This window comes from Cupriavidus sp. a3 (genome assembly GCF_051015765.1).
In the GTDB taxonomy this organism is placed as follows: Bacteria; Pseudomonadota; Gammaproteobacteria; order Burkholderiales; family Burkholderiaceae; genus Cupriavidus; species Cupriavidus oxalaticus_A.
The window spans coordinates 1902825-1916804 of record NZ_CP170644.1; the positions used below are offsets into that span (position 1 = coordinate 1902825).

General features: G+C 65.2%; 6 protein-coding genes. 3 read left to right on the forward strand and 3 right to left on the reverse strand.

Going from position 1 to position 13980, the window contains the following annotated elements; translation table 11 throughout:
• Positions 1–314: 314 nt before the first annotated feature.
• From ACAD63_RS30480 to ACAD63_RS30490, 3 genes are read left to right on the forward strand one after another with little or no spacing between them, the layout of a single operon-like run.
• The gene (locus ACAD63_RS30480) at positions 315–8783 is read left to right on the forward strand and encodes a hemagglutinin repeat-containing protein (RefSeq protein WP_434034227.1); all 8469 of its coding nucleotides are present in this window, start codon (positions 315–317) and stop codon (positions 8781–8783) included.
• 11 nt (positions 8784–8794) lie between these two features.
• Positions 8795–8929, forward strand: a complete 135-nt coding sequence (locus ACAD63_RS30485) for a hypothetical protein (RefSeq protein WP_255519741.1) — start codon at positions 8795–8797, stop codon at positions 8927–8929.
• 47 nt (positions 8930–8976) lie between these two features.
• Positions 8977–10707 carry a ShlB/FhaC/HecB family hemolysin secretion/activation protein gene (locus ACAD63_RS30490; protein WP_135703627.1) on the forward strand — a complete coding sequence of 577 codons (1731 nt, stop codon included), beginning with the start codon at positions 8977–8979 and terminating at the stop codon, positions 10705–10707.
• A gap of 78 nt (positions 10708–10785) precedes the next feature.
• Here ACAD63_RS30490 and ACAD63_RS30495 read toward each other — a convergent pair whose 3' ends face one another.
• The 3 genes from ACAD63_RS30495 to ACAD63_RS30505 all read right to left on the reverse strand — a co-directional run bounded on the left by ACAD63_RS30495 (position 10786) and on the right by ACAD63_RS30505 (position 13978).
• Complete coding sequence (locus tag ACAD63_RS30495) at positions 10786–11577, reverse strand: SDR family oxidoreductase (protein ID WP_135703626.1); 792 nt, start codon at positions 11575–11577, stop codon at positions 10786–10788.
• Between the two features lie 2 nt (positions 11578–11579).
• A complete protein-coding gene (locus ACAD63_RS30500; protein WP_133094861.1) occupies positions 11580–12665 on the reverse strand; it encodes a Rieske 2Fe-2S domain-containing protein in 1086 nt (361 codons plus the stop codon).
• 71 nt (positions 12666–12736) lie between these two features.
• Positions 12737–13978 (reverse strand): NADH:flavin oxidoreductase, encoded by a 1242-nt coding sequence (locus ACAD63_RS30505; protein WP_135703625.1) that lies wholly within the window; start codon positions 13976–13978, stop codon positions 12737–12739.
• Positions 13979–13980 lie beyond the last annotated feature (2 nt).

Consider the following 13980-nt stretch of genomic DNA (forward strand, 5'->3'; position numbering starts at 1 on the left):
TCCTCCCTCGCCACTGCGCCGGCGTAGCCATGCGCCATAAGCCCCTCGTGGATTGGCCGCAAGCCCACCTTTGAGAAATTCCCGTCTCAAAGTCGGATTCGTCCCAGCAACTTATCGGCCTGCCGTCGATACCCTTGCACATTGCGGTGCGTGCCTCCTGCCGTGCACCGCTGCTCTGGCGGTGACCTCAACCCGTCCGCCTTTTCTTTGACCGCTGGCGATCCAGGCCCGGTGCACATCAACGATGGCAGCGCGATGCCAGTGCCCGGGGACGGTGTTCTCGCCGGGTGAAGCTGTGCAAGACAAGAGCCATCATGAACACAAGACTCTATCGGCTGGTATTCAATGCCGTTCGCGGCATGCTGGTGGCAGTTCGCGAAAGCGCGACGGGATGCGCCAAGGGCCGCCATGGCGGAACGCGCGGCGGCGCGACAACGGCGTTCGTGCCGGTGCTATGGCTCACCGCTGTGACGACGGCAATGATGGGCGTCCCCGTAGCGGCGCAGACGCTGCCGATCCAGGCGGACAGGAATGTGCCAGGGCAACGTCCGGTGGTCGGGGTCGCGTCCAATGGCGTCCCGGTCGTGAACATCGCCCCGCCCCAACGCAACGGTGGAACCAGCGTCAACAATTTCATCCAGTACAACGTAGGCCCGTCCGGCGTGGTGCTGAACAACGGCGGCCAGAACTCGCAGACCCGGATTGCGGGCTGGGTTCAGGGCAACGTGCAGCTGGGCAACAGCAGTGCCGGCAATATCGTGGTTCAGGTGACGCAACCCAATCCGTCACAATTGCTAGGGGCGCAGGAAATCGCCGGCAATCGCGCCAACCTGGTCCTGGCCAACCCCGCGGGCATCACCTGCTCGGGCTGCGGCGTGATCAATGCAGACCGCTTCACGCTTTCAACGGGGCGCCCGGTGTTTGGGGCCGATGGCAGCCTGACCGGGTTCGATGTGCGGGAAGGCCATATCGGGATTGATGGCCCAGGCCTGTCCAGCCCGCAGGCGCAGGTCGATCTGCTGGCGCGCTCAATCAGCATTAACGCCGAACTGTGGGCCAGGCACCTGAACGCCATTGCAGGCGCGAACCATATTGACCACTCGACGCTCAACGCCACGCCGCAGGCGGGCACGGGCGCCGCGCCGCAGTTCGCGCTGGATGCGGCGGCGCTGGGGTCGATGTACGCGAATTCGGTACGTCTCATCGGGACCGAAAAAGGCATCGGCTTCAATGTCGGCGGCGGCATCACAACCCGCGCTGGCGATATCGTCGTGGACAACAATGGGGACGTGCGCATCGTGCCGGGTGGCCGCCTGCAGTCCGAGGGTGGCGCCAACGTTGCCGGGACCAACATCGATAACGCCGGCACCATCACTACGCGCGGCGCCATCAATGGCAGCACGCCGGGGCAGCTGGCCAACAGCGGAACGATGGCGGCCGGCACGGATCTGCTGGGCTTCGCCGAGCGTATTGTGAACACCGGGACCATCGGCGCCGGGGTCGATGCCAATGCCAGCGTCACCGGCGCGGGCACGGCCAGCCTTGCCGCGCGCACCGCCATCCAGTCCAGCGGCAAGCTCGTCACCGGGGCCGATTCCAACCTGTCGGCGCCAACGCTGGACCTGTCCAACGGTACGACCGTCGCGCACAACACTGCCACCCTGAACGCCTCGGGTGACATCACGCTCCAGAACGCGCGGCTCGAAGCCACTGCCTTGCAGGTCAATGCCGGCGGCAGGGTGGATAACCGGGGCGGCGCCATCGTGGCCGGCACCAACGGCGGCCAGGTCAGCGGCGCTACCGTGTTGAACCAGAACGGCGCCATCACCAGTGCCGGCGCACTGCGCGTCGCCGCATCGCATACCGTGGACAATGCCGGCGCCACCGTAGCCGGCACCGGAGCGACGACTGTAGCTGGGGCGACCATCGCCAACCGCGGCGGCGTGATCGGCTCCGTGCAGGACAACCTGACCCTGAATGGCGCTCTGGACAACACCGCCGGCAAGGCCCTGGCGACCAGGGACTTGGTCATTGTCGGCGGCGCCATCACCAACGACCATGGGCAACTGTCGGCAGTCCAGGCGCTCAAGGCCGATACCGGCGGCCAGGCGCTCACGAACAACGCCGGTGAGATCTCGGGTGCCAGCGTCCAAACCGACACGGGCCTCTTCGACAACCGCGGAGGTGTGGTGCAGTCCACCGGACTGCTGGTGGCAGACACGCACGGGCACCTGTACGACAACGGCAACGGTGGCCTGACAGTCGCCGACGGGCCATTGACGCTCGCCACGGGGGTCTTCAGCAACCAGGCCGGGACGGTCTCCGGGCAGCAGTCGGCTAAGGTCAATGCGACGATCCTGGATAACTCCGGAGGCAAGTTCGTTACCGGTGGGCCGCTTGACGTGACCGCCGGGAGCCTGGCCAACAACAGCGGCTATCTCGCCTCGAAAGGCGACGCGACAATCCGCCTGACCGGCGGCTTCGACAACACGGCGGGCTTTGCCCATGCCGGCGGCCTGCTCGACGTTCAAGCGAGCACGGTGGTGAACCGCAGCACGCTCGGCGGGACCGACGCGGCGCCGAAAGGTATGGAAGGCGGCAGCGTCCGGATCGCCGCCAGCACCATCGACAATATCGATGGTGCCCTACGGGCCGACACAGCCATGACGGTCGCCTCGGCGACGTTCAACAACACCCGGGGCGAGATGACTTCGGGCGGCACCGCGCAGTTCAATGTCGGCGCCACCACCAACACCGATGGCCTGCTGGCGGCCGACACCCGGCTCGCCATCGTTGGCAATAGCCTTTCCGGCGACGGTACAGTGCGGTCCAAGGGGGATGTTGATATCCACCTGACCAACGACTTCACCAACACCAAAACGCTCGCCGCCGGCGGGAACCTGACCTTCGACACCGCTGGCAATATCGTCAACAGCGGCAAGATGCTGTCCGCCAACTCGATCGACGTACATGCCCGCAATGTCGACAACTCGGGGGAGTTGTACGGCGAAGTCGCCAACACCGTGCGCGCCGACGAGGCAGTCACCAACAGCGGCCTGATCGAAGGCGGCACGGTGCGTGTGCAGGCCGGCACGACGGTCACCAATACCGACCGCATCTTCGGGGACGCTGTTGCCATCGGCGCCGGCGTGCAGATCCTGAACGACCAGGACGCCGCCACTGGCAAAGGGGCCGTGATCGCCTCGCGCACCGGGGATGTCAACCTGGGCGCGCCGGACATCGTCAACCGCGAGCACGCGCTCATCCTGTCGTCGCAGGACCTGAACGTCGGCGGTGCGCTGGACGCCGAGGGCAAAGCCACGGGACAGGCCAGCTCGCTCACCAACGCCTCGGCCGTCATCGATGTGGCACGCGACGCCAACATCAACGCGGCCAGCATCCGCAACGAAAACAGCCATTTCGAGGCCCAGGAGACGGACACCGGCGTGAAAAGGACTCTGGTCTACCGCCTCAAGGGGTCAATGGACGATATCGACCCGACCACAGCGCTTATCTTCGACTGGAGCGGCAAGGACGATTACTTCCATCCAGGCACGGACCTTGGCTGGCTGTACCGCGATGGCAACCAGAAAGGCGTGGCACGCGTGCTGCTGCTGCCCTCGGAGCAATATCCATTTGCTGAATTCGGTCCGCCGTTCGACTGGTCGCGCCGCCCCGACGGCGAGGCCGGACCAGTGATGCCTTGGCAGGACCCCTATTACCTGGACTACTACGGCGGCCTGCCACAAGAACAGTGGTCGCCGCTGGGTCTGGCCTACACCTCGCACTACGAGAAGGATGCAAACGGAAATCCGGTGCTGGTGACGCAGCAGTACAACTATCCACCCGACCACCCGATCTGGGACAAGCTGAAGGTCGAGCGTCCCGACAGTGCGCCTCCTCCTTATGCCGCACCGTGCGAGATCGACGCCCCGCCGGCGTGCAATGCCGCATACCAGAAGTACCGCGACTGGCAAGGCGCCAATGTTGCGAAATATGAAGCGCTAAACGAAAGGATCGTTGCCTTCAACAAGGATTTTCACGCGCGCACTGTCGACAACTTCTATTCCGTGGACAAGCAGACGCAAGTGCGCGAGGAGGTGGTCTTGCATACCGATCCCGCCCGATTGCTGGTTGGCGGCAATGCCACGATCAACGGGGCCGTGGCCAACGACAAGAGCGAGATTGCCGTCGGCGGCACACTGACCGCGCCGGCACCAGTACGCAACGAAGGCTATACCGGCACCCGCTTCGAGACTAGCACCGGCACCCAGGCGTGGCACTACATCAATCGCGGCGTCAACGCACCGGACCGGCGCAGCGACAGCTCCCCCTTGGCTCCGCTCAATCTGACGCTTCCGCTGGTTCTGGCAACGGGCACCACGCAGGAGCATCTGCAAACGGTCCCTGGCAGCGGTGCGTCCGTCGACCCGAAGGCCGGCACCGGCCCGATTGCCAGCGCGCCAAGCTTGATGCAGGTGTCGCTAAATCCCGGCGGCAGTACGGCCGGAGGGCGCCTGGGCGGCGAGCTGATCCGCACCGTCACCCCGTCGCTGGCGATGCCCGGCAACGCGCTATTCGTCACGCGCACCGACCCCGGCGCGCGCTACCTGATCGAGACCGACCCGCGCTTCACCAACCAGCGCCAGTGGCTGTCCAGCGATTACATGCTGACCCAGCTCGGCCAGGACCCGACCAGGGCCCTCAAGCGCCTGGGCGACGGCTTCTATGAGGCGCGGCTGGTGGCCGACGCCGTGATGCTCGGCACCGGCCAGCGCTTCGTTGGGGACTACACCGACAATGAGGCCCAGTACAAGGCGCTAATGCAGTTGGGCGCCGAATTCGCCAAACAGTTCTCCCTGACCATTGGGACGGCACTCACCGCTGAGCAGATGCAGGCGCTCACCACCGACATCGTCTGGCTGGTCGAGAAGACCGTCACGCTGCCGGACGGCTCCACGCAGCAGGTGCTGGTGCCACAGGTTTACCTAAAGGTGCGCGAGGGCGACCTCAAGGGCGACGGCACGCTGATCACGGCGCGCAACATGGCGATCCAGACCGGCGGGGATGTGAAGAACACCGGCACCATCGCGGCGCGCGACGTGATGCTGATCGATGCCGGCAATATCCGTAACGAGCGCGGCACGCTGTCAGCCGGCAACATGGAATTGCACGCGAAGCAGGATATCGAGAATCTGGCGGGCAGGATCAGTGCCGGCGAGTTGGCAGCCACGGCCGGCAGGGACATCAACCTGTCCACCACCACAGCCTCGGACAGCAACAAGGCCGGCGAATCCACCGCCAGCCGCACCGTAATAAGCGGCGTCGCGAGCGTGGACGTGGACAATGCCGTGCTCGTAGCGGGCCGGGATATCAATAGCCAGGCGGCCAGCATCACGGCAACCGGCAGCCTCGGCATGGGCGCCGGACGGGATATCAACCTGGACACGGTGAAGGTCGCCGAGAGCTTCGATGCCGTCGCGGACGCGAAGAACCGCTCCAGCGTGGCGCGCAGCGCGGAGCTCGGCTCACAGATCATCGGCCACGATGTAGCGCTCGTTGCCGGCCGGGATATCAATGCCAAGGCCGCGTACGTGAACGCTGACGGCGCCCTCGCCGTCAGCGCGACCCGTGACATCAACGTGAAGGCCGTTGAGGCAAGCGCGGCGATACGCGACGAGCAGTCGAAGCAAAGCGGCGGCGTCCTGTCGAAGAAGTCCACCCATACCATCGACGCGGCAAGCCGCACTGAGGCGCTCGGCAGCACCTTCTCGGGCGACACGGTTGACATGACGGCGGGTCGTGACCTGAACACCTCTGGCAGCACCATTGCCGCCACGCACGACGTGACCCTCGACGCCGGACGCAATATCGCCATCGGCACGGCAGAGACCACGTCCTCATCCTACAGCTTCAAGGAGGAGAAGAAGACCGGATTTGGCGCCACCGGTTCCGGCCTCTCCTACGGCAAGCGCGAACAGAAGGACACCGTCAGCGACAACAGCACGCAGCAAGTGGGCAGCCTGGTAGGCTCCACGGGTGGCAGCGTGCACATGAATGCGGGCAGTACGCTGAAGCTCACTGGCAGCGACCTGATCGCCGCCAAGGACATCACCGGTGTGGGCGCCGACGTGACCATCGAGGCCGCGCAGAACCGCCAGCACCATGACGAGACGCATGAGGTCAAGCAAAGCGGCTTCACGCTGGGCGTGTCGGGCGGCGCCATCGGCGCGGCGATCAATGCGGGCAACAAAGTCATCTCGGCCAGCCAGAGCCAGGACGGACGCGCCTCGGCGCTGTGGGGCATGGCCGCCGGGCGCGATGCCTACGACGCCGCCACATCGCTCGCCAAGGATGGACTTGCCGGCGGCGCCGCGCTTACCCTGTCTTTCGGCAATAGCCGGAGCAAGCAAACCCTTACCGAGGACAGCACCCTTCACAATGGGTCCAACGTGTCAGCGGGCGGCACGACCGCCTTTACTGCCACGGGCGTGGATGCCAATGGCAACGGGACGGCCGGCAACCTGAACATCATCAGCTCGAACATCGACGCCAACAAGGTGGTGCTCGGTGTGAAGAATGACATCAACATCGTGTCGGCCACGGACACGAACGAGAGCCACAGCACCAACAAGTCGAGCAGCGCCAGCGTCGGTGTCTCCTACGGCATGGGTCCGAACAACGCAGGCTTTGGCGCCTCGGCCTCGGCCTCGACGGCCAGAGGCAACGCCGACAGCCAGGGCGCCACGCAGGCCAACAGCCATGTGACCGGCAAGGAGTCCGTCACCTTGGTGTCGGGCAACGACACCAATATCCTGGGCGCCACGGTGAGCGGTGGCAAGGTGCTGGGCGATGTCGGCGGCAACCTGAACATTGCCAGCCGCCAGGACACCGAAAAGGTGCGCGCCCGGCAGGAAAGCACGGGTGGCGGCTTCAGCATCAGCCAGGGCGGCGGTTCGGCCAGCGGCTCCGCGAGCCAGGGCAAGGCCAGCGGCAACTACGCGAACGTGAGCGAGCAATCGGGCATCTACGCAGGAGAAGGCGGCTTCGACATCCGGGTGGAGGGCAATACTGACCTCAAGGGCGCGGTGATCGCCAGCGCCGCCGGCAAGGACAAGAACCAGCTCGACACCGGCACGCTCAGCTTCAGCGATATCCGGAGCCACTCCGACTACAGCGCAACCTCGTTCGGCGTTTCGGGTGGCATTACCGCTGGCCCACAGAACAGCGAGAAGAACAGCGGCCAGACCTCGGGCAGGAACACCGGCGGCATCAGCCCGATGATCCCGCAGCATGAGAGCGGCAGCCAGGACGGCGTGGCGCTCAGCGCCATTGCGGATGGCACCATCGCGATCCGAGACGAGGCGCATCAGAAGCAGGACTTGTCGAGCCTCAAGCGCGACACCGCCGCCACGAACACTACGGTGGAAAAGAATCCCGACCTGAAGAACGTGCTCGACAAGCAGGCGGACACGATGGCTGCGGCGCTGGCGGCGGGCGAGGCAATAGCGAAGACGGTAGGTCAGGTTGCCAATGCTAAGCAGGCGGCGGCGGAAGAACGGTACAAGGCTGCTGCGGAGGCGTATCGCCAGGATCCGAGCGCCGAAAACCAGGCGGCCATGGCGGCAGCCCAGTCCGATATCGACGGCTGGAAGGAAGGGGGTGAGTATCGCGCTGCACTCCACAGCGCGGGCGGTGCACTCGTCGCCGGCCTGGGTGGAGGCAATGCGTTGGCCGGAGCGGCTGGCGCGGGCGCGGCATCCTTGGCCGGCGGCAATTTAAGCCAGTTGGCTAACGCCGCCAATAGCGCAGTTAGCACCGGCAGCAGCGAACTTGATCAAGCGATTGGTAACCTTGCAGCCAATATTGCTGCAGGCAGTATTGGTGCGGTTCTCGGCGGCGGCTCCGGCGCGGCTACGGCGTCCACTACGGATCGCTTCAACCGCCAGCTCGGCAATGACGAACGAGCATTGACGATCAAGCTGGCAAAAGACAGCGGCGGAAAGTACACGACAGAGCAGATCGAGAACGCGATGCGCGCGGGTGGCAACTCCCTGCGTGGCGAGAATGTGACGAGCGGCATGGTTGTCGATGGTAAGAACAACCCCAACGGTGTCAGCGACATGGGCGCAAAATGGGAGGTGGGTCAGGACGAAAACGGAAATGGCCGCTATTTGGTTCAGCAGGTTCAGTCCAACGTTGATCCCGGGCTTGCCGCCTATATTCAGGGGAAGACCGGGGGAGAAATGTCGCCCTACAACTGGAGTACGGATACCCTCGGTCAGTCAACTGCATCGACATCAACTTCTCCGCAGAACCTGTTTACCCCTGCTGCTAGCGGATGTATCACTGCGGAATGTGCCGCTGGCATCGGAGGTACCGGTGGCCGTGGCTTGCTACCCGACTACGTAACAGTCAGCGGAGGAGCATTGTCGGGCACCGTCGGCGGAGCGATGAATCTTCATGACGGCACGAAGTATCTTTCCACGGGGGTGGTCCTGACAAATCCATCCGCAGTTTCATTTTCACTTGGTGGAGCAATGAGCTTTGGCTGGATATTCGGGGCAAACAATGGGAATGATACCAATTCGTTCATAAATGGCGACGGAAACCAAGCCTTCATTTCTATTCCAACACCTTTCCGCGTCAATGGTTATGCCGCGATTACGCACGCGTACGGCGGTGCCACGGCAATTGAGTTTGGCGTTGCGTCACCAGGAAGGATCAGCTTTGGCTTAATGCCATGGGGTCATTCCTCACCGACAAAAGAGAATTCAAGGTAAAGGAAAAAACTATGGCAATCGGCGGTGGCCCAACACCGGATCAATGGAAGAAGATGAGTCGATCGGAAAAGATCTCCTACGTCCTATTCCTTGCATTCGTCTTCGGCGTGATTCTCTATTTCGCCTACGAAAAATGGATTGCATAGCGTTACAGGTTGTGCAAGCCCGTTTGATGTTTCTGGCATTTTAATTCATGCTTCCCAAGACCAAGAACGCGCGTCACAAGGCGCGCGCTACCTCTCCATTTGTCCCGTTCCTCCTGTCGTTCCCCTCGCTGGCGGTTGCCCAGGCATTGCCGTTCTTCCCGGCCGTCACTCCGAACGACGCCATCGAGCGCCGCCAGGAACAACAGCAGGGGGCCGCGCGTGAACGCGCCCTGGCCCGTCCCGACGTATTGACGCCCGCGCCCGAGACACCCACCGTAACCGGGCAGCTGATCCTGCCCACCGAGGCGCCGTGCTTCCCGATTCTGACCGCGGAATGGGAAGGCGCCGAAGACTTCGAATGGCTGCGCGCCGAGGCCGGCATCCTGCCCGGCCAATGCGTCGGCGGCAAGGGATTGGAGACTATTCAGCAATACTTCGCCGCACGCCTCGTCGCCCTGGGCTATGTGACCACGCGCGTGCTGATCCCCGAACAAAACCTCGCCAGCGGCACGTTGCGCCTGCGCGTGGTGGCCGGGCGCATCACCGGCGTCAAGGCCGACGGCACGCCCGGCTGGTGGCGCACGGCCCTGCCGACTGGTCCCGGCGGACTGGTCAACCAGCGCGACCTCGACCAGGGCATGGAGAACATGCGCCGCCTGCAGGGCCAGGCCGATGCCGGCATCGACCTCGTGCCCGGTGACAATCCAGGCGACACCGATCTGGTCGTCAAGCCCGGCACGGGCAAGCGCTGGCATGCGCTGGTGACAGGCGACAACGGCGGCCTGGAGTCCACCGGCAAGTACCAGATGGGCGGCACGCTGACCGTAGATTCGCCGCTGTTCCTGTATGACAGCCTGACGATCTCGGGCAACACCAATGCCGACGTCGGCAACGGCGCCGCCGGCACGCGCTCGTCGGCCATCAACTACAGCATTCCGTTTGGCTACTGGAACGCATTCGTCGATGCCAACCAGTCGAAATACCACCAGACCGTAGCGGGCTTCGAGGGCGATATCGTCTACGGCGGGCGCAGCACGCAGATCGAGGCGGGCCTGGGCTATGTGCCATTCCGCAATGCCTCGGGCAAGACCAGCCTGTACGGCAAGGTTTTCCGCAAGACAGCGAGCAGCACGCTGGACGGCATCGACCTCGCCGTGCAGCACCGCGACTTCGTCGGCCTGGAGTTCGGCGCAGCACACCGCCAGTTCTTCGGCGCCAATGTGTTCGACATTGGCGCGGCGTGGCGCAGATCGCTGCCGGCGCACTCGAAGGCGCCGGGCTTCGTCCTCGGCGATCCGTCCTGGGCTGGCAAATCGGAGATCGTGCTGGCGAATGCCGGTCTGATGGTGCCGCTCCAGGTGGCTGGCCAGCACCTGCGTTACCAGACCAATGTCCGCATGCAGTACGCGCGCACACGCATCCTGCCATCCGACTATTACACCATCGGCAACCGCTATTCGGTGCGCGGCTTCGATGAGCAACTCACCCTGGCGGCCGAAAACGGCATCACTTGGCGCAACGACCTCGCCTGGCAACTCGGCAACGCCCGTCAGGAGGCGTTCGTCGGCTTTGACGCCGGTCACGTAGGCGGTCCCTCCGCGCAGTTCCTGGTGGGCCAGACACTGATCGGCGCGGTGATCGGGGCGCGCGGGCGCTGGGCCATGTGCCACGATGCGGCGCTGACTTACGAAGTGACGCTTGGCTGGCCCGTCAAGAAGCCGGAACTGTTCCGCACCAAATCGCACAACGTCGCCGCCCAGGTCGGGCTCGAGTTCTGATCCCCCTATGCCACGGCAAGGCTTTCCGGCCGTGTCGCGAGGGCAAACCAGGCGGCATTGGCACATGCCGCCACCGCTTCAGAACGTCAGCGGACGCTGCGCGGCATCGACGCCGCCGTCGATGAACACCACGTTGCCATGCATATAGCCTGCCTGCGGCCCGCAAAGGAAAGTAATCAGACCAGCCACCTCCTCAGGCTGCGCACGGCGACCCAGCGGTGGCAGGAAATCGCGTATGGCATCGCCGTAGCGCGGATCCTTCAACCCCGCCTGCAGCAGCGGTGTTTCCACCGCACCCGGCGCCACCACGTTGAGGCGAACACCCGCCTGCCCCCAGGCTCCGGCACGTTGCCGCGCAGCTGCCGTCACCGCATGCTTGGAGCTGGCATAGGCGATATAGCCAGCCTGGTCCCGCGTCGCTTCCGCCGCCGCGGCAGCTTCGAGCAAGGCACGCACGCCGGCCTCATCGACGGCGAGGTAGGCATCGCGCAAAGGGCTGCCCTCCCAGCACTGCAGCGTGGCGGAACTGGAAGACACCACCACGGCGCACGGATCCCGCCCGTGGCGCAGCGCATCGAACAAGCCATCCAGCAACGCCACCACGCCGAAGTAGTTGACCGACGCCACCAGTGTTGCAGGATCGACATGCGGGCCCAGGCCGGCGCAGCAGATCAACTGGTCGATGCGGCCGTCCGAATGCGACAGCACAGCATCGATCGCCGCAGCGCGGCCTGGCCCGGTGGAAAGATCGGCAAGAATGTCCGCGTCGCGCAGGTCGACGCCGATGACCCGGCAACCGTCGGCCAGCATGCGCGCCCGCACGGCCGCGCCCATGCCGGACGCGGCACCGGTAATGACTGCGGTTTTCATGGTCAGTCCTCGAACACGTGCCGCAGGGCCGGCGGCACGATATTGCCCGGGTTCAGCTCGATCACGCGGCGCGCCACGCTGGACGGCCGCACCTGCTCGATGTCGGTGTAGAACTGCTGGTACCAGTCACGCATCTGGTAGATCGGCCCGTCGCCTTCGCACAGCAGCGGGTTGTCGATGCGGATCTTGCTGTCCCAGATGGCCACGTCCTCATAGAAGGCCTGGCGCGCCTGCTCGACGTAGGCTTGCGCCATGGCGCGGTTCTGCTCGTCGCTCAGCCCCGGAATCTTCTTCACCAGCACGCCGTAGCGCAGCACGAAGCTGTTCAGGTCGATCGGCACATGGCAGTTGAGCAGGACGGAGTGGATCTCCTGGTCGCCCATGCGGCCGCTCATGTCGGTGATGTGGTACGCCGGACCGAAGTAAGTCGACAACGCCGTCAGCTGCGCATCGCCCGACAGCCGGGCACTGCGCCCGATCATCAGCTGTGTGGCCTTGTGGTCTTCGAACAGATTGGCGAAATAGTCGACCGGCGACCCGTGTACGGTGCCGAAATGCGCCATGTCGGAGATATTGTCTACCAGCTCCCGGCAGTTGGTGCGGATCACCATCTCGTCCATGGCCCATTCCGACCACTCCGGCGAGAAGCAGGCCTCGATGCGCGGAATCGCCACCTCCGGCGGCGCCGGACGGCCCTCTGGATCGTGCCAGATGAACAGCAGCCGGTTCTGCTCGCAGGTCTGCCACGCGCCGACGCGCGCCTTGGGCGGCACGCGTTTGCAATAAGGGATCGACTTGCAGCCGCCGTCGCCGCCCCACTGCCAGCCGTGGAACGGGCATACCAGGTTGTCGCCCTGCACTGTGCCGGTGCTGAGGTCCGCGCCCATGTGCGGGCAGAAGCCGTCGATCACGCGGATGGCGCCGGTAGAGTCGGCGAACGCCGCCAGGCGCCTGCCAAAGATATCGAGTGTGTGCGGCTTGCCGTCGCGATAGGCGTCGGCCAGGCCGAGGCAGTGCCAGCCGCGCGCGTAGCGGGCCTCGGGCGGGCGTGATTCGATCTTGTAGCCGCTGATGCCGGTTTGGCTCATGGTGTCTCCTTGAAATCCCGTGGGAACTTCAAGATAAGAGCCTCCGGCCGCTGCCTCATCGTCCCATCGGACTACTGCAGTGCGACCAGGCGCGTCAGCGCCGGATCGTTGCCCGGGCCATGCACGCAGCTGACGCCGGCGGGATCGTAGATCCTGGCCACGCAGCCATTGCAGCTGTCGCAGGCCGAGCGCCGCACCGCGCCGCTGCGCCAGTTGGCGACCAGCGCGGGATCGTGGATCAGCGCGCGTGCCAGCGCGATGCAGTCGAATCTTTCCGCCATCAGCTGCGCCACGTTGTCGAGCGACTTGACGCCGCCGACATAAGCCAGCGGCATGTGCACCGCCTGCCGCACCACGCGCGACGCCTCGATGAAATACAGCTCGCGGAACGCCAGGTCGCGCGGCGTGCTGCGCTCCAGCATGGTGATGCCGAAGCGCGCCAGCGCGGTCGGGGCCGCGGCCTTCATCTGCGCCGTAGGCATCGGGCTGCCGAACAGCACCCACGGGCTTTCCACGTTGCGGCCGCCGCTGAGCGTCAGCAGGTCGGCCCCTTCCGCCTCCAGCATGCGCGCGGTCACGGCGGAGTCCGCGGGCTGGTTGCCGCCCGGCACGCCGTCGCTGACGCTGAGCTTGCAGCAGACGGCCAGTCCGTTGCCGACGGCATCCTTGACCTGCCGCAGCACCGCGGCCGGGAAGCGGGTGCGGTTCTCCACGCTGCCGCCGAACGCGTCGCGCCGCCGGTTGCTCAGCGGCGACAGGAACTGGTTGAGCAGGTAGCCGTGGCCCATATGGATCTCGACCGCGTCGAAGCCGGCTTCGCGCGCCAGCCTGGCCGCCGCGGCAAACTGGCCGGCCACGCGCGCCATGTCCGCCTCGCGCATGGCGCGCTGGAAATACACGCCGTGCATCATGCCGAAGGCATTGAGACCGGATGAGGCGCTGCCCGGCGCGCGGCTGCCGCCGTGGCGCATGGTGGTGAACGACCCTGCATGCGTGATCTGCAGGCAGGCCGCCGCGCCTTCGCGATGCACTGCGTCGGTCAGTACGCGCAGGTATGGCACCTGCTCCGGGCGCATGCTGAGCTGGTGCGCGAAGGTCAGTCCGTCGTCGGCCACGGCGGCGTAGGCCACCGTGGTCATGCCCACGCCGCCGGCGGCGAGATCGCGGTGGTGCCCGACCAGCGCCTGCGTCGGCAAGCCGTGCGGCGTCATGCCTTCATTGGCGCCCGCCTTGATGAAGCGGTTGCGCAGCGTGAGCGGACCGATGCGCAGCGGCGTGAAAGCCGTTGCTGCGGATGCCTGGGTGTCGTGCATGC